The 21,695-nt window shown below is 70.3% G+C and carries 20 protein-coding genes; 16 read left to right on the plus strand and 4 right to left on the minus strand.

Annotation, left to right across the window (positions count from 1 at the left end):
• Positions 1-170: 170 nt before the first annotated feature.
• From rsmD to mutM, 9 genes are all read left to right on the plus strand, one after another.
• On the plus strand, positions 171-734 hold the full coding sequence (gene rsmD, locus BLU81_RS39555; RefSeq protein ID WP_092553405.1) for a 16S rRNA (guanine(966)-N(2))-methyltransferase RsmD: 564 nt from the start codon (positions 171-173) through the stop codon (positions 732-734).
• Positions 731-1,210, plus strand: coding sequence for a pantetheine-phosphate adenylyltransferase (gene coaD, locus BLU81_RS39560; RefSeq protein WP_092553407.1), 480 nt, complete (start codon positions 731-733; stop codon positions 1,208-1,210). Before rsmD ends, coaD begins: the two co-directional genes overlap by 4 nt.
• A gap of 48 nt (positions 1,211-1,258) precedes the next feature.
• On the plus strand, positions 1,259-1,756 hold the full coding sequence (locus tag BLU81_RS39565; RefSeq protein WP_092553410.1) for a hypothetical protein: 498 nt from the start codon (positions 1,259-1,261) through the stop codon (positions 1,754-1,756).
• A 74-nt stretch (positions 1,757-1,830) separates the two neighbouring features.
• Complete coding sequence (locus BLU81_RS39570) at positions 1,831-2,394, plus strand: YceD family protein (RefSeq protein WP_092553413.1); 564 nt, start codon at positions 1,831-1,833, stop codon at positions 2,392-2,394.
• Positions 2,395-2,399: 5 nt separating this feature from the next.
• Positions 2,400-2,573, plus strand: coding sequence for a 50S ribosomal protein L32 (gene rpmF / locus BLU81_RS39575; protein WP_092553416.1), 174 nt, complete (start codon positions 2,400-2,402; stop codon positions 2,571-2,573).
• 36 nt (positions 2,574-2,609) lie between these two features.
• A complete protein-coding gene (locus BLU81_RS39580; RefSeq protein ID WP_231954878.1) occupies positions 2,610-3,578 on the plus strand; it encodes a phosphate acyltransferase PlsX in 969 nt (322 codons plus the stop codon).
• A complete protein-coding gene (gene rnc / locus BLU81_RS39585; RefSeq protein ID WP_092553424.1) occupies positions 3,571-4,338 on the plus strand; it encodes a ribonuclease III in 768 nt (255 codons plus the stop codon). Before BLU81_RS39580 ends, rnc begins: the two co-directional genes overlap by 8 nt.
• A complete protein-coding gene (locus BLU81_RS39590; protein ID WP_092553427.1) occupies positions 4,335-5,498 on the plus strand; it encodes a glycosyltransferase family protein in 1,164 nt (387 codons plus the stop codon). The genes rnc and BLU81_RS39590 overlap by 4 nt, the downstream gene beginning before the upstream one ends.
• A gap of 13 nt (positions 5,499-5,511) precedes the next feature.
• Positions 5,512-6,369, plus strand: coding sequence for a bifunctional DNA-formamidopyrimidine glycosylase/DNA-(apurinic or apyrimidinic site) lyase (mutM, locus tag BLU81_RS39595; protein ID WP_092553430.1), 858 nt, complete (start codon positions 5,512-5,514; stop codon positions 6,367-6,369).
• 160 nt (positions 6,370-6,529) lie between these two features.
• Here mutM and BLU81_RS39600 read toward each other — a convergent pair whose 3' ends face one another.
• Genes BLU81_RS39600 through BLU81_RS39610 form a run of 3 tightly spaced genes read right to left on the minus strand, consistent with a single transcriptional unit; the run spans position 6,530 to position 10,640 of the window.
• On the minus strand, positions 6,530-7,087 hold the full coding sequence (locus BLU81_RS39600; protein WP_092553433.1) for a spherulation-specific family 4 protein: 558 nt from the start codon (positions 7,085-7,087) through the stop codon (positions 6,530-6,532).
• Positions 7,084-9,114 (minus strand): hypothetical protein, encoded by a 2,031-nt coding sequence (locus BLU81_RS51110; RefSeq protein WP_231953728.1) that lies wholly within the window; start codon positions 9,112-9,114, stop codon positions 7,084-7,086. Before BLU81_RS51110 ends, BLU81_RS39600 begins: the two co-directional genes overlap by 4 nt.
• Entirely contained in the window at positions 9,111-10,640 is a 1,530-nt protein-coding gene (locus BLU81_RS39610; RefSeq protein WP_092553436.1) for a DUF3492 domain-containing protein, read from the minus strand. Before BLU81_RS39610 ends, BLU81_RS51110 begins: the two co-directional genes overlap by 4 nt.
• A 685-nt stretch (positions 10,641-11,325) precedes the next feature.
• Here BLU81_RS39610 and BLU81_RS39615 point away from each other — a divergent pair.
• The 3 genes from BLU81_RS39615 to BLU81_RS39625 all read left to right on the plus strand — a co-directional run bounded on the left by BLU81_RS39615 (position 11,326) and on the right by BLU81_RS39625 (position 15,937).
• The gene (locus tag BLU81_RS39615) at positions 11,326-11,520 is read left to right on the plus strand and encodes a hypothetical protein (RefSeq protein ID WP_092553439.1); all 195 of its coding nucleotides are present in this window, start codon (positions 11,326-11,328) and stop codon (positions 11,518-11,520) included.
• A 212-nt stretch (positions 11,521-11,732) separates the two neighbouring features.
• Positions 11,733-15,314: a chromosome segregation protein SMC gene (gene smc, locus BLU81_RS39620; protein ID WP_092553442.1), complete on the plus strand. Its 3,582-nt coding sequence runs from the start codon at positions 11,733-11,735 to the stop codon at positions 15,312-15,314.
• 8 nt (positions 15,315-15,322) lie between these two features.
• Positions 15,323-15,937: an HAD family hydrolase gene (locus BLU81_RS39625; RefSeq protein WP_092553445.1), complete on the plus strand. Its 615-nt coding sequence runs from the start codon at positions 15,323-15,325 to the stop codon at positions 15,935-15,937.
• A 1-nt stretch (position 15,938) separates the two neighbouring features.
• Here BLU81_RS39625 and BLU81_RS39630 read toward each other — a convergent pair whose 3' ends face one another.
• Positions 15,939-17,621: an alkaline phosphatase D family protein gene (locus tag BLU81_RS39630; protein ID WP_092553448.1), complete on the minus strand. Its 1,683-nt coding sequence runs from the start codon at positions 17,619-17,621 to the stop codon at positions 15,939-15,941.
• Positions 17,622-17,762: 141 nt separating this feature from the next.
• On the opposite strand from BLU81_RS39630, the gene ftsY reads away from it, so the two are divergent.
• The 4 genes from ftsY (at position 17,763) to BLU81_RS39650 (ending at position 21,694) form a co-directional block, all read left to right on the plus strand.
• The gene (gene ftsY / locus BLU81_RS39635) at positions 17,763-18,929 is read left to right on the plus strand and encodes a signal recognition particle-docking protein FtsY (protein ID WP_092553451.1); all 1,167 of its coding nucleotides are present in this window, start codon (positions 17,763-17,765) and stop codon (positions 18,927-18,929) included.
• A gap of 4 nt (positions 18,930-18,933) precedes the next feature.
• Positions 18,934-19,770 carry an aminoglycoside phosphotransferase family protein gene (locus BLU81_RS39640; protein WP_231953729.1) on the plus strand — a complete coding sequence of 279 codons (837 nt, stop codon included), beginning with the start codon at positions 18,934-18,936 and terminating at the stop codon, positions 19,768-19,770.
• Positions 19,771-19,945: 175 nt separating this feature from the next.
• Positions 19,946-21,322, plus strand: a complete 1,377-nt coding sequence (locus BLU81_RS39645) for an ammonium transporter (RefSeq protein WP_092553454.1) — start codon at positions 19,946-19,948, stop codon at positions 21,320-21,322.
• Positions 21,323-21,355: 33 nt separating this feature from the next.
• Positions 21,356-21,694 carry a P-II family nitrogen regulator gene (locus BLU81_RS39650; protein ID WP_172890709.1) on the plus strand — a complete coding sequence of 113 codons (339 nt, stop codon included), beginning with the start codon at positions 21,356-21,358 and terminating at the stop codon, positions 21,692-21,694.
• Position 21,695 lies beyond the last annotated feature (1 nt).

Consider the following 21,695-nt stretch of genomic DNA (forward strand, 5'->3'; position numbering starts at 1 on the left):
GTGGTTGGCCGAGATCAAAGAAACGTCTCAGTGCCCGCTAATGGTCTTGTGACTGATTCGAGATGTTTGATGAACCCAGCGGAGTCGATCGATCGCCACGCGTGTCTTCGGGGAGGGAAATGTTCACGTAGGAGTGGGCTGGCGGAGGTGGTGAAGTAGCGTCGCCAGTGATGACCAGGATTATCGCGGGTGTGCACGGAGGGCGGCGCTTGTCCGCCCCGTCCGGCGCTCACACCAGGCCCACATCGGACCGTGTCCGGGAGGCCTTCTTCAGTGCACTGGAAACGATGACCGAACTGTCCGGAGCGCGAGTCGCCGACCTGTATGCCGGGTCCGGCGCCATCGGCCTGGAGTCGCTGTCGCGGGGCGCGAGTCACGCGCTGCTGGTCGAGGCGGACGCCAAGGCCGCGCGGGTGATCCGGGACAATGTCGTGCTGCTCAAGGTCGGCCCGGCCACCCGGCTGGTGACCGGCAAGGTCCTGCAGGTCCTCGGTGACCCGCCGGCGGGTGGGCCGTACGACGTGGTCTTCGCCGATCCGCCCTATGAGCTCGGTGACGACGAGATCGACACCGTGCAGCGGGAGCTGGTGGCCAACGGATGGCTGTCCGACGACGCGGTGGTGATCTTCGAACGATCCCGGCGCAGCGGCCCGATGAACTGGGTGGACGGTCTAGCAGGCGACCGTACCCGGCGTTACGGTGACACCACTCTTTGGTACGGTCGCCGATCATGAGACGAGCGGTCTGTCCAGGCTCCTTCGACCCGGTCACCAACGGGCATCTCGACATCGTCGGCCGGGCCAGCCGGCTCTTCGACGAGGTCATCATCGGAGTCCTCATCAACCAGTCCAAGACCGGGCTGTTCACCATCGAGGAACGCCTGGAGATGCTCCGGGAGGTGACCGCGGAGTACGGCAACGTCCGCGTCGCGTCGTTCCACGGCCTGCTGGTCGACTTCTGCCGGACCCAGGGTGCCGCGGTGGTGGTGAAGGGCCTGCGCGCGGTCAGTGACTTCGACTACGAGCTGCAGATGGCGCAGATGAACATCGGCCTCTCCGGTGTGGAGACACTGTTCATGCCGACCAATCCGCTTTACTCATTCCTGTCGTCCAGCCTGGTCAAGGATGTGGTGAAGTGGGGCGGCGACGCCTCGGCCTACCTGCCGGACAACGTGCTGGACCGGCTCGTGGGCCGGCTGAAGCAGAACTAGCCGGTTGAAGCAGAACCAGGGGCAGCCCCAGACGGGAGTGAGACACCGGTGGATCCGCTCGACCGTATCGACGAGCTCATCGAGCTGATTCAGGACTCGCGCTCGGTGCCGATGTCACGGACGAACTTCATGTTCGACCGCACCGAGATGATCGAGCGCCTGGAGGACCTCCGCGCCGAGTTGCCCTCCGAGTTGCGCAAGGCGGCCGCGGTCCTGGACGAGCGGGACCGGATCGTCGACGCCGGCCGCCGGGAGGCCGACCGGATCGTCCGGGAGAGTGAGGCTGAACACGCCCGTCTGGTCTCGGTCAACGAGATCACCGTGTCCGCCGAGCACGAGGGTTCCCGTATCATCGCGGAGGCCCGCAGCGAGGCACAACGCCTGCGTGAGGAGGTCGACGACTACGTCGACACCGCGCTGGCCAACTTCGAGCAGTTCCTGACCCGGGCGCTGGCGTCGATCGAACGCGGGCGTGACAAGATGCATGCCTTGCGCGAGATCGGAACCTTCCAGGGTGAGGATGCCGAGCGCCCCCTGCCCTTTTAGCGATACCCGATTCGACGACGTCCTCCAGCTCAGGTAATGTTTTCGGTCGGCCTACCCATGGCTGAGGAATCACGATGCCCAAGTCACCGCAGAGCCACCTGGACCCCAGGAAACCGCTGGTCGTCGACACGACGAAACTGCCGCGGCAGCCTGGTGCGACGCGTGCCCTGAACAGGGTGGTGCCGGCCCCGGCGGACCTCGGTGTGGAGATGATCTCGGTCCCGGTGGGGTCTGATCTCACGCTCGACATGAGCATGACGTCGGTCTCCGAAGGGGTCTACATCACAGGCGCCGTCCGCGGCTCGCTCACCGGCGAGTGCGGCCGTTGCCTCAACGAGATCGACAAGTCGTTCGCGGTGACCATCGCGGAGTTGTTCGCGTACGCGGACCTCCCCACGGAGGAGACCACCGAGGACGACGAGGTCGGGCGGATGTCGGGCGACCTGCTTGACTTGGAGCCGGCAGTCCGGGACGCGATCGTTCTGACGCTGCCGACCACTCCGCTCTGCCGCCCGGACTGCCCAGGGTTGTGCCCCGACTGCGGGGTGCACTTCGACGACCTTCCGGCTGATCACAGCCATGAGGAAGTCGATCCCCGCTGGGCCGCACTGCGCAACCTGTCAAACAACAAGGAGTAGGAACCGTGGCCGTCCCGAAGCGCAAGATGTCGCGCAGCAACACCCGCTCGCGGCGGGCGAACTGGAAGGCGACCGCGGTGGTTACCGCGGCCTGCTCCCAGTGCAAGTCGCCGAAGCTGCCGCACACCGCCTGTGGCGTCTGCGGCACCTACAACGGCCGTCAGGTCCTCGAGGTCTGACGTCGCCGCGTGACGCGCCCGATCTTCGGGCGGGTCGTGCCCGAGCGGTGGCGAACCACCGGTGCCACGGCTCCCGGACAGCGCACTGTCGGGGAGCCGGGCACCGCGCGGATCGCCGTCGACCTCCTCGGCGGGGACCAAGCTCCCGCCGTCGTGGTTGACGGCGCTCTGCGTGCTTGCCGAGCAGATCCGTCCCTTCACCTGACTCTCGTCGGCCCGGCCGAAGCCGCCGACGCGGTGCTCGCTGCCCTGAAACCGGGCGAGCGGCGCCGGATCACCACCGCGATCACCGCCACCGAGACCGTCAACGGCGCGGTGCGGGCGGTCGCCGAGGGCCGCGCCGACGCCCTCGTCTCCGCCGGGGACACCCGGGTCCTGGTGCTCTCCGCGGCCCGTGAACTGGGCCGCTGGCCCGGCATCCGCCGCCCCGCTCTCACCGCTGTGCTGCCGACCGCGGCCGGCCGCCTGGTCCTGCTCGACGTGGGCTCGTCCGTCGATCCCGACGCGGAGACCCTGGCTTGGCATGCCCGGCTCGGTGCCGCGTACGCCTCGGTCGTGCACCACGTGTCCGCGCCCCGAGTGGGCCTGCTCACCATCGGCACCGAACCCGGCAAGGGCGATCGCCTGCGCCGTGCCCTGCCCGCTCAGCTCTACGACCTGCCGTTGCCCGCCGGTGCCCGGTACGCCGGCCTGGTCGAGGGCGGCGACGTCGTGCTCGGCCGGGCCGCCGATGTCGTGGTGACCGACGGGTTCACCGGAAACGTACTGCTCAAGGGCCTGGAGACGGCGTACGCGCTGACCGGCCCGCCCTCCCCGGACGCCGAACCGCCACCCCGTGCCGCACTGCTGCTCGGGGTCTCCGGCACGGTCGTCGTCTGTCACGGTGCCGCTCGCGGCCCCGATCTGGCCGCGGGCATCGCGCTCGCGGCCGACCTGCACCGCCGCGGCTCCGTCGCGGCCATCGCCGATCTGCTGAGAGCCCAGCGAGGTATCGCCCATGATTGACAAGCGCCGCCGCCCGTCCACCGAGCCGCTCGAGGAGGCCTTCGGTGTGCCGTTCAAGCCGGAGCTGCTGGAACGCGCACTGACTCACCGCTCGTACGCCTACGAGAACGGCGGCCTGCCGACCAACGAGCGCCTGGAGTTCCTGGGCGACTCGGTGCTCGGTGTGGTGATCACCTCGGCCCTGTTCCACAACCACCCGGATCTGCCCGAGGGTCAGCTCGCCAAGCTGCGCGCGAGCGTGGTCAACATGCACGCGCTGGCCGACGTGGCGCGCGGTCTGGGCCCGGCCGGGCTCGGCCCGCATCTGCTGCTCGGTAAGGGTGAGGAGACCACCGGTGGCCGGGACAAGGCGAGCATCCTGGCGGACACGCTGGAGGCGCTGCTCGGTGCGATCTACCTGGAGCACGGGCTGGAGATCGCCGGCGAGGTGATCCACCGGTTGTTCGACCCGCTGATGGCCGAGTCGGCCGGCCGGGGCGCCGCGCTGGACTGGAAGACCAGTCTGCAGGAGCTGACGGCGGCGCTCGGGCTGGGTGTGCCGGACTACCTGATCGAGGACTCCGGTCCGGATCACGCGAAGACGTTCACCGCCTGGGTGGTCGTCGCGGGCGAGCGGTACGGCGGCTCCGAGGGCCGCAGCAAGAAGCAGGCTGAGCAGCGGGCTGCCGCGGCGGCCTGGCGGACGCTGACCGAGCAGAGCGAGTCGGAGGAGAGCGAGTCGGAGCCGGAGAAGTCGGAGCCGGAGAAGGCCGAGTCGTGACCCTGGTCACCGAAAAACCCACGAAAGATGATCTGTGGGAGAAATCGGGTGGCTGGTCGGGGGTCGGAGCCGCAGTCGGCATCCTCGCCCTGACCCGGATCGGCCAGCTCCTCATGATCGCCTGGATGGGCGGCGCCAACGCCGAGCCCAAGACGGTCTGGGACCGGCTGCTGATCTGGGACGCCGGCTGGTTCCTACGGGTCGCGATGGACGGTTACCCGGAGGGCTTCACCTACTCGGCCGACGGCCGTCTCGAAGGCAACGAACTGGCCTTCTTCCCGGTCTACCCGATGCTGATCCGAGCCGGGGCCGGGCTCGGCATCGACCCGGGTGTGGCCGCCCTGACCGTGGCCTGGGTGGCCTCGGTCGGCGCGGCGGTCGCCCTGCATCTGCTCGGCACCAGCCTCTACAGCAAACGGGCGGGCTGGGCGCTGGTGGCGATCTGCTGCTCGGCGCCCGCGTCGGTGGTGCTGTCCATGGCGTACTCGGAAAGCATCTATATCGCCCTGGTCGCCGGCATGTTCGTGGCCGCCCACCGCAAGGTGTGGTGGGCCGCCGGACTGCTCGGCCTGCTCACCGCACTGTCCAGGCCGACCGGCGCGGCTGCCGCGATCGGTCTCACGGTGGCCGCGCTGCTGGCCGTCCGGGCGAACCGCGAGCAGGCCTGGAAGCCCCTCACGGCGGCCGCCACGGCACTCGCCGGAGTGCCGCTCTACCTGGGCTGGGTCGCCTATCGGGTGGGTGACCTGACCGCCTGGTTCAAGATCCAGACAGCGGGCTGGGGCACCTCGTTCGACTACGGGAAGAGCACCGCCGAGTTCCTCTGGAGCACCCTGCGCTCCGGCGACGGCTGGATCCCGGTCAGCATGGCGTTCCTGCTGCTGGTGGCGCTGGCCGCGGCCGGGGTGGCGCTGGCACAGAAGCCGTGGCTGCCGTTGGCCGTCTACGGGATCGTGGCGATGATCCTGGTCTATGGTCAGGCCGGGTTCTACCACTCCAAACCACGGCTGCTGCTGCCCGTACTGTTGACGCTGCTGCCCGCCGTCGTGGCGGCGTCCAAGGCCCGCCCCCGGGTCGCGATCCTGTCCATCACCGCGTGGGCGCTGTTCGGTCTCTGGTACGGCGCCTACCTCGTCACCGTCTGGCCCTACACGCTGTAGAGGAACCCTTGAAGTGCCTGAGCTTCCCGAGGTCGAGACCGTCCGCATGGGCCTGGCGAAGTGGGTGACCGGCCGCACCATCGCCACCGCCGAGGTGCTGCATCCCCGCGCCATCCGCCGGCACGTGCCCGGCGACGCCCACTTCTCCGCGGTGCTGGCCGGCCGGACCGTGCTGGACGTCGCCCGCCGCGGCAAATACCTGTGGCTGGCGCTCGACTCCGGCGACGCCATCATCGGCCACCTGGGGATGAGCGGCCAGCTGCTGATGCAGCCGGCCGAGGCGGCGGACGAGAAACACCTGCGGGTCCGGTTCACCTTCACCGACGGCGGCCCGCAGCTGCGCTTCGTCGACCAGCGCACCTTCGGCGGCCTCTCGGTCTCCGACGGCGGCGCCGAACTGCCCACCGAGATCTCGCACATCGCCCGCGACCCGATGGACCCGCTCTTCGACGACGAGGCCTTCACTGCCCGGATGCGCGGCCGGCACACCGAGGTCAAACGCGCCATCCTGGACCAGACGCTGATCTCCGGAGTCGGCAACATCTACGCCGACGAGGCGCTGTGGCGGGCGAAGCTGCACGGCACCCGCCCCACCGACCAGCTGTCCGCCCCCGCGGTGAAACGCCTGCTGGCCGACATCCGCGACGTGCTGGGCGAGGCGATCAAGGCCGGCGGCACCAGCTTCGACGAGCTCTACGTGGACGTGAACGGCGAAAGCGGCTACTTCGACCGCTCCCTCAACGCGTACGGCCGCGAACACGAGCCCTGCCACCGCTGCGGCACCCCCATCCGCCGCGAACAGTTCATGAACCGCTCCTCGTTCAGCTGCCCCAAATGCCAACCCAGACTCCGGGCTTCGGTACGGGGTTGACCCACAGCCCCGTGTGATCCGCGCAAGGCCGGCGAAACTCCAGCCCACCCCGCGACCGCCGGGCCGAATGCGATGGCCGGGGCCACCCCGAAAAATCCCAGGTACCTGACCGCAACACAGTCACTTCGTCTCGTTTTCCGGTACGGGGCGGCCGGATCGGTCAAGCCGCGGCCTGGCCGGCTTGTTCGGTGTTCACCCTGGGGGACGCGTCGGTTGCCAGGCCGAAGCCGGCTCCGCGGCGGCCCATCAGACGGCGGGCGGCGGTCAGCAGCGGGGCGGGTACCCCGTACACGATGTGGCCGTCGCCCGGCCGCACGCCGTCGCCGTCCCAGCTCTGATAGGACGACCAGGGGCCCTCGAAGGTGCAGATCCGCACGCCGAGATCGCGGTAGAGCGGGTGCGTCGGCACGCCGGGGTTCAGGACCACCCGGTGCAGGCCGCGCCGGGCCGCCAGGCGCACGGTCAGCGCTACCGGGCCGACCCCGCCGGATCCGGCCGGAGCGCGGTCCAGGAAGAGGCCTTCGACGCCGTCGGCGCGCCACGCGTCCACGTCGGCCAGGACGTCGGCGAGTGAGCGGCCACCCCAGTCCAGATCGATGCGGCCGAGTGACTGGTGCAGGCTGCGGCGGTCGCCGGGCTGTTCCCGGACGATCCAGGTGTCGGAGTCCAGTTCCAGCTCGTGCGACGGGTGGGCGTACGGGGGGAACAGGGTCTTCACGGCGTCCTCCGGAGGTCGGCGGCGGTCAGGGCGACGATGAGCAGGCCGGCGAGGTGCGTGGCGGCGAGCACGGTGCAGGCGGCGGGCAGCAGTCCGGCCGGTGAGGCGAACAGGGCCAGCACCGTGGCGGCGGCCGGTGGGATGCCGGCCAGGGTCGCGGCGATTCCGTACCGGGACCGTGCAGCGAGCAGGAAGGTGACCGCGAACACCCCACTGAGCAGGGTTGCGGCGGCGAGCGCGAGTACCGCCTCGGCAGCGCCGGGCACGTTCGCGAACCCGTGCGGCAGCCGGTAGGCGGCGACCAGCAGGCCACATCCGGCGGCGAACGGCGGCACCAGCGCGGCCAGGGTGATCACGGTGACGTTGCGGGCGTGCCGGTCGAACTCCGGGGAGGTCTCGGCCGAGTCCAGCGCGGCGTCGAGCCGGGCGGTGTGCCAGCCGATCAGGCCTTCCATCAGCGGTACAGCCAGCAGCAGCGGCAGCGCGGCGGGCAACGGCATCATCGCCGGGCCGCCCCGCCACAGCAGCGTCACACAGATAGCCTGGGCCGCGCCGATGAACGCGTGCGCCACCCCGCGCTGGTGTTCAACCCGGGTCAGGCGCGGAATCCGGCCACTGCCGATGGCCGGAATCCGGCCACTACCGGCGGTGAGCACGGCGGGCCGGAAGGCGCGGACCGCGGTCGCCACGATCGCGGCCGGAAGCATCGTCTCGACCGGGATCAGGGCGGCCTCGGCGATCCCGGCGGCGTCGGCCATCGCGGCGGCGGCGAGCAGCCAGCACGGCATGAACCAGGCGGCCACCGAACTCTCCGCCCGGGTGACCAGGGCAGCGGTCACGGTGGCGAGCGTGAGCAGCCCGCAGGCGCCGATCGTCGCGGCTACCACGGGGTCCGCGCCCAGCAGTTCGGCCGGTGCCACCCACACCAGCGCGCACCAGAGCCCGATCATCGCGGCGAACCCGGCGGCCACCACCCGGGCCGCGGCGGACGGCCCACCCCGGGCGGCGACGCTCACTCCCACGCTGGTCAAGCCTTGAGCCGCGGTCCAGCCGAAGAACAGCATCAGCGCCGTCACCGGCCAGGCGACCCGGCTCAGCGAGCCCGCCGCGGCCACCGCGACGCACAACGGCCCCAGGTAGAGGCCGCAGCGGACCACCGCGGCCTTGAGATAGACGCTGTGTGTGCGCCGGGCGTGCGCCCACCGGCCGCGGTCCCGGAAGCCGCCCTCGGTGGTCTCCGGAGCGGCCGGATCCTCGTCGAGGCCGGGTAGCGGCTGCTCGTCGCCGGTCGTCCCGGCCCAGATCTCCCAGGCCCGCTCCCGTTCGCTGGTGTCGATCCAGCCTTTCGCCTGCTGCGGTTCCTCGGGTTCGGGTTCGCCCCGGAGAGCGGCCGGGCCTTCGCCCGGGCGAGCGGGCGGGCCTTCGCCCGAAAGGGCCGTAGCGCCGTCGCCCCGGAGAGCTGTCGCGCCGTCGCCCCGGCGTGCGGCCGGGTCGTCCGCACGCCGGATGACCGGGCTGTCGCCGCTGGGGAAGGCGAGGCCGTATTCGCCGCTACGGAAGGCCCGGTGCTCGCTGCTCGGGACGGCCGGGTCGTCGCCGTTCCGGAAAATGAGGTCGCCTTCGCTGCGGAAAGTCAGGTCGCCGTCGTTCCGGAAGGCCTGGTCGCCCTCGCTGCGGAAAGCCGGGCCGTCGAGCGGATCGGTGCGGCCGGGTGGTGGCAGCGCCTGACCGGGCCCGGTGGTCCACGGATCCCAGGCCGGTGCCGGGAACTCGACATCGGTGAGCCCGGCGGCGGCCACCGCCTCCGGTTCGTCGGCGGCGTGCCGGCCCCGGCGGCGTGCCGGCGCGGTCTCCACCTGATTGAGCGGTCCGGGCCGGCCGTCCTGGTTGAGCGGTCCGTGCCGGCCGTCGGCGGAGGCCGGGACCGGGACGGACGCTGAGGAGGAGGCGTTGAGACGCCGCCGGTTGCGGTTGCGGGCGGACCGGGTGACGGCGCCGCCCGTCTCGCGTGGGGGAGTGACGGTCATGAGGTCTCCCGGGTCAGCCAGCGCAGGGTCGCCGGTGTGGTGGTTCGGGGCGCGGGAACGGTCAGCGCCAGTGCGAAGGCCGGGGCCGGTGGCGGCGCGGCGAGGTCGGTGTAGAGAGCGCCGTACACCCGGGTGACCCGGTCGACGGTGAAGTGGTTGAGAGCCCGGCGGCGGGCCGCCTCGCCGAGTGCCCGGCGACGTTGTGGCGAGCGCAGCAGCCCGACGACGGCGATCGCCAGTTCGGACGGGTCCCCGGCGGGCACCAGGAGCCCGGTGTCGCCGAGTGTCTCGCCGGCCGGGCCGATGTCCACGCCGACCACGGCTCGGCCCGACATCATGGCCTCCACCAGCCGGTACGGCGGGTCAGCCGGTCCCGGCACGTGCGCCACGACCTGCCCGACGGTGTAGCGGTCGCGGGGGTCGGCGGGCAGCGGGTGCATCCGGACCGCCCGGCCGAGCCCGGTTCGTTCGATCTGGTCGGCGCAGTGCTCCTCGTGGGCGGCGGTGACCCCGACCAGGTGCAGCACCGCCCCCGGCAATGCTGCCGCGACCTCGGTGAACGCGTCCAGCACCAGGGTCAGCCCGCTGTCCGGTCCGCCGCTGCCGGCCCACACCACGGTCGGTGTCTCGGCCGGTTCGGCGGCTCCCGGGTATTCGCGCGGGTCGACTCCGGCGGGCACCTGGACGAGCCGGCCCGGCCGGGCGCCGTGTTCCAGGGCCCAGCCGTGGTGGTAGGTGCTCAGCGGCGCGATCAGTTCGGCTTCGGCGTACCCGGTGCGGGCCACCGATCGACGGAACCGACGCAGCACCGTGCGGACTCCCGCGGACAGCCGGTCCTCGGCGGGCCGCTGCCGGAGTACCGCCGCCCGCGCTTCGGTGAGCAGCAGGGGAGTGCCGGTGCGCCACCGTCCGGCCAGTGCCGCGAGCAGCGGAGTGGTCCCGCCCACGCAGTGCACCAGGTCCACTTCGGGCAGCGGTACGGTGACCGCGCGCAGGGCGTGCCGCAGCAGGGTCGCCGCGGTTCGGGCGTCGCGCACGCTGAGCCGGGGCAGCGGTTCCCGGCCGTCGACGGCACCGGCCTGCCGCCACGCTTCCAGCAGCGCCTCGGTGAGCGGGAGTGCGGCCAGCGGGCCGGCGTTGACCTGTTCGCCGTCCGGCGGGCAGAGTTCGGCGACCCGGCGCAGCCCGTCGGCGAACAGGTCGGTGACCGGCGTCTCGTCACCGAGCAGGCCCCGGCAGAGCAGGGCTGCGGCGTCGGCGGCGCCGTCCGGGGTGGTGCCGCGCCGGCGTTCGGCCCGGGACTGGTCGCGGCCCAGCGCGACGGCGCGCGCCGAGTCGACGTGGAGCGGGAGCGGGTACGCCGGCGCGGACGGCAGTTCACGGTCCGTGACGGTCAGCAACTCGAAGCGGAACCGGCGCAGCCCCTCCACGAGGGTCCGGCACCATCCACCGAGGGCGTCCCGCCGGTACGGGTACCCGCCGCCGGTGAGCAGACAGATGCGCTCGCGCGACGGGTTCGGATTCACGCTGGAGGCAACGACACAACCGGCCGAAGTTACCGGAGCATGTCGGCTAGGCGACACAACTAAGTACCTTTTCACCCTATTTGTTATCCACTTTTGCCCGTTTATGCCCGAAAGGCCGCGAGAAGCAGGTGGTCGGGGTGCCTCTCCAGACGCCGCGACCTCGCCGATCCGTTCCGTGATCACCCGGACGCGGTCCGGTGACGGCGTGCCGGACGGGAGCGGTCCGGTTGCCGAACGGGAGTGATGTGAAGCGGGCACCCATATCAGATCTTGCGAAAACGGGCCTCCCGACATGCCCGCCAAAGATGCATAACGCCTGCTGGGGTGCCCTGGTGGCGTGATTCACTGAGCTCGGGAGGCCAACCGGCACGGCCTCGGCTTGACGGAGGATGGGTATCAGCGGACTATGGAGTTGAAGCCAGTCGCGCCTACTCATGCCTTTGATTAATCGAGTCTCGGATCGGTCGGGCCTTGATGTGATCGGGGTCTGAGGTCCCGCACCAATCGGAGCCCCGCAGTTTCTCTGGCGGGTTTCTGCGCTCATGCGTGCCCTTGAGTGTTTTGGTGTGCCAGTTCGCACTTGAGTCAACACTGCGTACTGATCAATGCACTGGGCGCCACGTTGGCCGGCTTTTCCGGCAACGCATCACAAAATACGAGACGCAACGCGTCACAAGGAGTCACGATGGCGAAGGCCCTCTTCGGCCACGTAGGTGCGGCGCCCGACCGGCGCCTCCTCGACGAGGTCACCCGACTGCGCTCCCGGGTTCAGTCCCTGGAGTTCGATGTAACCCGCCTGCAGGCGGAGAACGACCGTCTCGCGGCAGCGGCCGCCGAGGCAGATGAGTTCGCCCGGCTCACCGAGCCCGCTCTGACCTGAGTCACCCGAATGCCGGAGGGTGTCGCGGGGTGACCAGTCGGCATTCACATCCCCTCGTACGACAGACGATCTGAAGACGCAGTGAAGAAAAAGCGCGCCTCCACTCACGTGGCGGCGCGCAGCTTTTTGACCACGTGATTCCGCTGCTGGGCAGCACCGGACGGGTAGCCTGCGTGCCAGCAGACGTACCCGGCCGACCCACTCGGAGATCCGTGCACCTCAAGAGCCTGACGGTCAAGGGCTTCAAGTCCTTCGCCTCCGCCACCACCTTGCGGCTGGAGCCCGGCATCACCTGCGTGGTGGGGCCGAACGGCTCCGGCAAGTCAAACGTCGTCGACGCGATCGCCTGGGTTCTCGGCGAGCAGGGCGCGAAGGCTCTGCGCGGCGGCAAGATGGAGGACGTCATCTTCGCCGGTACGTCCGGCCGGGCTCCCCTGGGCCGGGCCGAGGTGACGCTCACGATCGACAACAACGACGGTGCTCTGCCGATCGACTACACCGAGGTCTCGATCACCCGGCGGATGTTCCGGGACGGCGCCAGTGAGTACGAGATCAACGGCAACTCCTGCCGGCTGCTCGACATCCAGGAACTCCTGAGCGACTCCGGCATCGGCCGGGAGATGCACATCATCGTCGGGCAGGGCCGGCTCGACGCGATGCTGCACGCTAAGCCCGAGGACCGCCGCTCGTTCATCGAGGAGGCCGCGGGCGTACTCAAGCATCGCAAACGCAAGGAAAAGGCGATCCGCAAGTTGGACGCCATGCAGGTCAACCTGAATCGCCTGGGCGACCTCACCACCGAGCTGCGGCGCCAGCTCAAGCCGCTCGGCCGTCAGGCCGAGGTGGCCCGCCGGGCCGCCGGCATCCAGTCCGACCTGCGCGACGCCCGGCTCCGGCTGCTCGCCGACGACCTGCACACGCTGCGGACCACCCTGGACCGGGAGATCGCCGACGAGTCGGCGATGCGGGACCGGCGCGGTGTCGTCGAAGAGGAGAACCGCGAACTCCAGCGGATGCTCGCCGACCTGGAGTTCGCGCACGCCGAGGACGCGCCGCTGCTCCAGGCCGCCCAGGACGCCTGGTACAAGCTGTCCAGCCTGCAGGAACGGTTCCGGTCCACCGAGCAACTCGCCACCGAGCGGCTGCGGCACCTGGCGTCCACCCCCGACGACGAGCGGCCGGGCCGTGACCCGGAGATGCTCGAAGCCGAGGCCGAGCGGATCCGGGAGCAGGAGGAGGAGCTGCGCGAGGCCCTCACCGAGGACCAGATGCGACTGGCCGAGGCCGTCGAGCACCGGCAGGAACTGGAACGCCAGCTCGCCGGGGCGGAGAGCGAACTGCGGGCCGCGGCCAAGGCGATCGCCGACCGGCGCGAGGGCCTGGCCAAACTCACCGGCAACGTGAACGCCGCCCGGGCCCGCACCACCAGCGGGGCCGAGGAGATCGAGCGCCTGGCCGACGCGCACACCGACGCCCTGATGCGCTCCGAGGCCGCGCAGACCGAGGTCGACCTGGTCGCGGCCGAGTCCACCGAGGCCGACCGGGACAACGCCGACCTCGACGCCCGGCACGACGAGGCGGTGGCCGCGCACGACCGGGCCGCCGCCGTGGTCCGCGAGCTGAACGACTCCGAGCGGGCCGCCGAGAAGGACGCGGCCAGCTGGAAGGCCCGCGAGGAAGCCCTCGCCATGGGCCTCAAGCGCAAGGACGGCGCGGGCGCTCTGCTGGCCCGGGCCGGTCAGGTGCCCGGCCTGCTCGGCAGCCTCGCGTCGTTGCTGACCGTGCGGCCCGGTCACGAGGTCGCGCTCGCCGCGGCGCTCGGCGGGCTGGCCGACTCGGTCGCTCTGTCCGGCGTGGACGAGGCGATCGAGGCGATGCGTACCCTCAAGATCGCTGACGCCGGGCGTGCCGACCTGATCGTCGCCGGTTCGGCCGGGCCCGGCATGCAGGGGTCGCTCGCGAGTCTGCGCCCGCACCTGCCGGAGGGCGCGGTCTGGGCGCCCGAGGTGGTCGACTGCCCGGAACAGATCCGGCCTGCGCTCATCCGGGCACTGCGGGACGTGGTGCTGGTTCCCGACCTGGCCGCGGCCACCGCCCTGATCGCCGCGAACCACGAGCTGCGCGCGGTCACCCCCGAAGGTGACGTGCTCGGCGCCTGGTCGGCGGCCGGTGGTTCGGCGAAGGCGACCAGCTACATCGAGGTCCAGGCGGCCGTCGACGAGGCCAAGGCGAAACGGGCCGTGGCCGAGCAGACCATCGCCGAGGTCAAGGAACAGCTCGGTGCGGCCCGGGCCGAGGTGGCCGAACTGAAGCAGGCGGTCGGGGTGGCCGCCCAGGCCAAACGGGCCGCCGAGGGTGAGCGCAACGCGGCTGCCCGCCGGCTGGCCGAACTGGGGGCCGCCGCCCGGTCCGCCAAGGCGGAGAGCGAGCGGCTCGGTGCCTCCCGGCAGAAGGCCGAGGCGGCCCGGGAAGCCGATCTGATGCGGGTCGCCGAGCTGGAGGAACGGCTGCGGCTCGCCGAGGACACTCCGCTCGACGAGGAACCCTCCACCGAGGAACGGGACCGGCTCGCCGCCCTCGTACCGCAGGCCCGGCAGAACGAGATGGAGGTACGGCTCGCGGTCCGTACCGCCGAGGAACGGGTCTCCTCCATCGCCGGCCGTGCCGATTCGCTGCTGCGCCAGGCCAACCAGGAGCGGCAGGCCCGGGAACGGGCCGCCGCCAGACGGGCCGCCCGCGCCCGCGGCGCCGAGATCGCCCGCGCGGTCGCGTACGGTGCCACCGCCGCGCTGGAACACGTCGCGGTCGCGCTGGCCGGCGCGGTCGAGCGCCGCGACCAGATCGCCAGCGAGCGGACCAGCCGGGAAGCCGAGCTCCAGGAGGTGCGGGCTACCGCGAAGCGCCTGGTCACCGAGCTGGAACGGCTCACCAGCGAGGTGCACCGCGACGAGATGGCCCGCGCCGAGCAGCGGATGCGCATCGAACAGCTGGAGGCCAAGGCGGCCGAGGACTTCTCGCTTGACGTCGAGACGCTGATCAGCGAGTACGGTCCGGAACAGCTCGTCCCGCCGGCCCAGGCCGACGTGACGCAGGCCGAGAAGGACGGTAAACCGGTCCCCGAGCCGGCCCCGTTCCACCGGCCCACCCAGGAGAAACGGGCCAACCGAGCGGAACGCGACCTGACCCTGCTGGGCAAGGTCAACCCGCTCGCGCTGGAGGAGTTCGCGGCGCTGGAGGAGCGCTACAAGTTCCTCTCCGACCAGCTCGAGGACCTCCGGGCCACCCGCAAGGACCTCCTCACCGTGGTCAAGGACGTCGACGACCGGATCCTCGAGGTCTTCGCGTCGGCGTTCGAGGACACCGCGCGCGAGTTCCAGGTCGTCTTCCAGGTGCTCTTCCCCGGCGGTGAGGGCCGGCTCATCCTCACCGACCCGGACGACATGCTGACCACCGGCGTCGAGGTCGAGGCCCGGCCGCCGGGCAAGAAGATCAAACGGCTGTCGCTGCTGTCCGGTGGCGAGCGGTCGCTGACCGCGGTGGCCATGCTGTGTGCCATCTTCCGGGCCCGGCCGTCGCCCTTCTACATCATGGACGAGGTGGAGGCGGCCCTCGACGACGTGAACCTGGGCCGGTTGATTACGCTCTTCCGGCAGCTCCGTGAGAAGAGCCAACTGCTCATCATCACGCACCAGAAACGCACGATGGAGGTCGCGGACGCCCTGTACGGCGTCACGATGCGAGCCGGCGTCACCCAGGTGATCAGTCAGCGGCTCGTCCGCGATCCGGAGGAGTAGAGGAACAGATGCGCGACCGCGCCCAGGCACTGTTGATCGACCTGGACGGCGTGCTGCGCCGCTGGGACCCGGCCCCGATGATCGCTGTCGAGCTCGAGTACGGCCTCAAGCCCGCGTCACTGCTGGAGACGTCGATGTCGTGGGACATCTACCAGCCCGCGATGTCCGGCGAGATCACCGACGCCGAGTGGATGAAGCTGGTGGCCGACCGGCTGCCCCTGGAGGCCCCGGCGGCCACCGCGGCCGTCGCCGCCTGGCAGGAGTACCGCGGCGAGGTCGACCCGGACGCGCTCGCCCTGGTCCGGGCGGCCCGGGCCGGCGGTCGCACGGTCGCCATCGCCACCAATGCCACCGACCGGCTCCGCGCCGACCTGGACACGCTCGGCCTCACCAGCGAGGTCGACCTGGTCCTCAGCTCCTGGGAACTGAAGGTGCACAAGCCGGCCCCGGAGTTCTTCCAGCAGGCCTGCCTGGCCGTCCGGACCGTGCCGAAACGGGTGCTCTTCGTGGACGACGACGACCGGGTGATCCGTGGCGCCCGCGCGTCGGGTCTCGCCGGTTACCGCTGGGCCGGGCCGGAACACGTCCCCTACCTGCGCAAGGTCCTCGACCTGCCGGAATGAGTCACGTGGTGGGGCGGTAACTGACCGACGCCACGCTCTGCAGCGCTCCTTCCTTCGTGGTGCCCTCGATCTCTGCGGTGGCCAGCTGTCCGTCCAGCCGCAGGGTGCCGATCGCGTTGCCGAAGTACGGCTTGGCCAGCCGTTTCCAGTGCAGCGCGGGTTTGCGGACCGACAGGGTCCGGGCCAGTGCCCGGACCAGCTGCGCGGCCGGCCGGGTCCAGGCGATCTTCATCAGCGGCCGCATCGGCAACGGCACCTCGTTGTGGATCGGCGAGCAGGTGAGCTGGAAGACCGGGGTGGTCATGGCGTGCCCGAAGTCGGCCCGCGCCACGTAGGAGTGGTGCACGTCACCGGAGAGCACGCTGATCGAGGCCGGCGCGGCATAGGCGCCGCCGGCTCCGATCCGTTTGCCGTCACCCAGCTCGCCCTCGCCGAGACGCCGGAACAGTTCGCCCAGAGCCGCGAACGACTTACCGAACGCCGCCCAGTGCTCCAGGTCGAAGGCGCGCCGCACCTTCTCCCCGAACGCGGCCGCCCGGCGGTTCGGGGACTCGGCGAGCTGTTCGTTCCACGCCTCCAGATAGTGGATGGCCGGAGGCATCAGCCACGGTAGTGACGACCCGATGACCAGGTGGTCGTAGTCGCCGTGGGCCTGGTCGAGGAACCAGTTCCACTCGGCGGCCGGCAGCATCGACCGGGCGCCCGGGGTGAGCACCCGGTTGCAGCGGTTGTCGAGCACGACCAGCCGGGTGCGGCCCAGGTCCAGGGCATAACTCCACTGGTACGGCACGTCGGTGTTCTCCGCCGACTCCGGCTCGTCCACCTGGAGGCCGAAATCGTGCAGCAGGTCGGTGGCGTCGTCGACCGCCGTCACCTTCTGCAGCAGCGGATCGGCGGCCAGCTCGTCCGGGCTCATGTTGCCCAGGTGCTGATAGACCCAGTAGGAGGCGAGACCGGCCGAGATCCGCTCCCGCCACCACGGCTCCCGGGCCATGTCGGCACGCCACGACGCCGAGGTGTTCCAGTCGTCGATCACCTCGTGGTCGTCGAAGATCATCACGCTCGGCACGGTGGCGAACAGCCAGCGCACCTCCGGGTCGCGCCACGACTCCAGGTACAGCTTCGTGTACTCCTCGAAGGTGACCACCTGGTCCTCCGGGCCCTGGTGACCGGCCTTGCGGCGGCGCCGGATGAACTTGCGCACCTTGGCCGAGGTCTCGTCCGCGTACACCTGGTCACCGAGCAGCACCAGCAGGTCGGGACGGGCCTCCGGGTCGGCCATCAGCCGGCGTGAGTAGGCGTCCAGCGCGTCCGGGGGCAGGTGGCGCCGGCTCGACTCCGGGGTGGCCTCCCGGCAGGACCCGAAGAGCAGCGTCACCGGCTGCTCCCGGTCGTCGGCGGCCCGGGTGCGGATCACCGAGGGCGGGTACTCGGAGTCGGCCTCGGGCCAGACCTGCCGGTCATCGAGATAGAGGCGGTACGCGTTCGCCGAGTCGGGCGCCAGTCCGTCGACCGTGACGATCGAGTAGTGGTGGCCGTACGCCGAGAAGGTCCGCGCCGACCCGGCGCCCGCCTGGTCGACCTCGACCCGCACCGAAGCGGGTTCGCTGGTCTCCAGCCAGAGGGTCGCGCGGTCGCCGTCGACGCGCCGGAGCACCGGGCCGATTAGCAGTTGAGCGGTCACCGGACACTGCCGGGGGTGTGACGCATTGGGGGGTCCTCCACACCGGGTACAAGGGGCGCCCCATCCTCCGTCACCAGGGCCTGGAATCGCCAGTGCGCTACCTCCGCTACGGCCGGACGGCTCATCTGTCAGGATTCGGGCATGGAATACGTGGTCGCCGCAGTGATCCTGCTCGTCGTCCTGATCGTGGGCGCGGTCGGACTGGTGGTGCCGAAGATGCGCCGCCGCGATCTTCCGCCGCCGCCCACGGTGCCCACGGTGCCGGCTGAGCAGGAGATCCCGCCGCTCGTCGAGAAGCCGGCTCCGCCCGTCATCGTGGACGAACCGGTCGTGGAAGAGCCGGAGCCGGTCGTCGAGGCACCGGTCATCGAGACGCCGGAACCCTCCGCCGGCCGTCTGGTCCGGCTGCGCGCCCGGCTGGCCCGGTCACAGACCGCCCTCGGCCGCGGTCTGCTCAGCGTCCTCTCCCGGGACCACCTGGAAGAGGAGGACTGGGAGGAGATCGAGGAGAGCCTGATCACCGCGGACGTCGGGATCGAGGCCACTCAGGTGATCGTCGAGCGGCTGCGTGAGCGGGTCCGGGTCCTCGGTTCCCGGACCGTCGCCGAGGTCCGCGAGCAGCTCGTCGAGGAACTCGTCGCCGCTCTGGAACCCGACATGGACCGCAGCCTGAAGACCGCCCCGCACGACGGCCGCCCGGCGGTGGTCCTGGTCGTCGGGGTGAACGGCGCGGGCAAGACCACCACCTGCGGCAAGATCGGCCGGGTGCTGATCGGCGACGGCGGCACCGTGCTGTTCGGCGCGGCCGACACGTTCCGGGCCGCGGCCGCCGACCAGATCCAGACCTGGGGCGAGCGGGTCGGTGCCGAGACCGTGCGCGGGCCGGAGGGCGGCGACCCGGCCAGCGTGGCGTTCGACGCGGTGAAGCGGGGCATCGACTCCGGCGTGGACACCGTGCTGATCGACACCGCGGGCCGGCTGCAGAACAAGGTCGGCCTGATGGACGAGCTGGGCAAGGTCAAGCGGGTGGTGGAGAAGCACGGCGCGGTCGACGAGACCCTGCTGGTGCTGGACGCCACAACCGGTCAGAACGGTCTGGAGCAGGCCCGGGTCTTCACCGAGGTGGTGGACGTCACCGGGGTCGTGCTGACCAAGCTGGACGGCACGGCCAAGGGCGGCATCGTCATCGCGGTGCAGCGCAAGCTCGGCATCCCGGTGAAGCTCGTCGGCCTCGGTGAGGGACCCGACGATCTCGCCCCGTTCGAGCCCAAGGCCTTCGTGGAAGCTCTTATCGGTTCCGACGCGTAGGCTCTTGGGGAGTTGTGGGGCTGATTCATCTGGGAGGCCGTTGGTGACGCATGAGCCGGTGCGCGAGATTCCGCTGCACGGTGGCAACGTCAGTACGGTCTCCCGGATCGGTGACACGGTCCGGCGTAACGCGGGGCCGTGGACACCGGCCGTGCACGCACTGCTGATCCACCTGGAGCGGGTCGGTTTCACCGGCTCGCCGCATGCCCTCGGGATGGACGAGAAGAACCGCGAGGTCCTCTCCTACCTGGACGGCGAGTGCGGGGAGTACCCGTTGGCCCCGCACTGGGTGACCGAGGAAGCGCTGGTCACCGTCGCGACGATGCTGCGGATGTTCCACGACGCGCAGTACGGGTTCGTCCCCCCGCCCGGCTCGGTGTGGCGCTCGTTCGGGCCGCCCCCGCCGGACACCGAGGTGATCTGCCACCACGACGCGGCCCCGCACAACGTGGTCTGGCGCCCGGACGGCACCCTGGCGCTGATCGATTTCGACCTGGCTTCGCCGGGCTCACGGCTCTATGACGTGGCGTACGCCGCATGGACCTGGGTTCCCCTCTTCAGTGACCGGGACTCGTACACGCTCGGGTGGAAGCGCCCGAACCGGCCGCGCCGGCTGCGGCTGTTCGCCGACGCGTACGGGCTGATCCCCCGGGACCGGCACCGGCTCGTCCGGACCATAAGGAAACGGATCGTCGACCACGTCGAGGGCATCCGCCGGATGGCCGCGGCCGGTGACCCGGCGTTCGTCCGGATCGTGCACAAGGGCCACCTGCGCCGGCCGATGCGGGACCTGCGACTGCTCGACTACGAGCGTCACACGTTGGAGTACGCACTCCGCTGAGGTCGGTACACGGTCTGTGAGCTTTTCTTCACACGTCGGAAACACGCCGTCACTCGCCGGTAATCGCGTCAAGACCGTGCGCGAAACAGGGGGACGGAAAGCTTCCGCGCATCCGGCCAGGGGCGATGTAGCCACGCTGAGCCGCGAGGAGGGATTCCGACTTTAGGAGGCCGGCGTGCCTGAACCGACGATTGATACTGGCAACACCGCCTGGCTGCTTATCTCCAGTGCGATCGTGTTGCTTATGACCCCTGGCCTGGCGCTGTTCTATGGCGGCCTGAACCGGTCCAAGGGTGTTCTGAACATGATCATGATGAGCTTCAGTGCGATGGGGCTCATTTCCATTCTGTGGTTCTTCTACGGATTCTCTCTCGCCTTCGGCTCCGACACCGCGAGTGTGATCGGCAACGTCGGTGACTACCTGGGCACCAAGACCTTCCTCGCCGAGGGCGACCTGTGGGGCGCCACCGCTGAGAACCCGAGCGGTACCGGTATCCCGCTCTACGTCTTCATGGCGTTCCAGATGATGTTCGCCATCATCACCGTCGCCCTGATCAGCGGCGCGATCAGTGACCGCGCCAAGTTCGGCGGCTGGCTGGTCTTCGCCGGTGCCTGGGCCACCCTGGTCTACTTCCCGGTCGCCCACTGGGTCTGGGGCGGTGGCTTCATCGGCGCCGGTCTCGGCGCGCTGGACTTCGCCGGTGGTACCGCGGTGCACATCAACGCCGGTGCGGCCGCGCTGGCTCTGGTGCTGGTCCTGGGCAAGCGGGTCGGCTGGCCGCGTGAGGCGATGAAGCCGCACAACGTGCCGTTCGTCGCGCTCGGTGCCGGTCTGCTGTGGTTCGGCTGGTTCGGCTTCAACGCCGGCTCCGAACTGACCGCCGACGCCGTCACCGGTCTCGCCTTCATCAACACCCAGCTCGCGACCGCTGCCGCGGTTCTCGGCTGGCTGATCGTCGAGAAGATCCGCGACGGCAAGCCGACCCTGGTCGGTGCTTCCTCCGGTGCTATCGCCGGTCTGGTCGCCATCACCCCGGCCTGTGCCTTCGTGACTCCCTGGGCTGCGACTCTGCTGGGCCTGCTCGCCGGTGTCGTCTGTGCTCTGGCGATCTCGCTGAAGTACAAGTTCGGCTTCGACGACTCGCTCGACGTGGTCGGCGTGCACTTCGTCGGCGGCTGGATCGGCTGCCTTTGGATCGGCCTCTTCGGCACCAGCGACGTGAACGCGCTGGTCTCCAACGAGGGCCTGTTCTACGGTGGCGGCGTCAATCAGCTCGGCATTCAGGCGCTCAGCGCCCTGATCGTCACGGTCTACTCGTTCGTCGTCGCCTTCATCCTGGGCTTCGTGATCAACAAGACCATCGGCTTCCGTCTCGACAAGGACGCCGAGATCGACGGTATCGACCTGGCCGAGCACGCCGAGAGCGCCTACGACACCACCCCCTCCGGTGGTGGCAGCGGTGGCGGTGCCTTCGCGATGGCCGGCATCAAGCCGGGCGCCGCGACTTCGGCCGAGGATGACACCCCGGTCAGCGAGAAGATCTCCGGTTAAGTTCTGATGGCTGCACCGATGGAAGGACTGAGCATGAAGCTGGTGACCGCAGTCATCAAGCCCTACCAGCTCGACGCGGTGAAAGAGGCTCTGCACGCCCTGGGCGTCGCCGGCCTCACCGTGAGCGAGGTACAGGGATACGGCCGTCAGAAGGGCCACACCGAGGTGTACCGGGGTGCCGAGTACACCGTCGAGTTCCTCCCGAAGATCAAGGTCGAGGTGCTGACCGACGAGATCGACGTCGACAAGATCGTCGACGCGGTCGTCACCGCCTCCCGTACCGGCAAGATCGGTGACGGAAAGGTCTGGGTGACCGGAGTGGAAGAGGTCATCCGGGTCCGTACCGGCGAGCGCGGCCTCGACGCCCTCTGAT

It is taken from the genome of Actinoplanes derwentensis (assembly GCF_900104725.1).
Classification (GTDB): Bacteria; Actinomycetota; Actinomycetes; order Mycobacteriales; family Micromonosporaceae; genus Actinoplanes; species Actinoplanes derwentensis.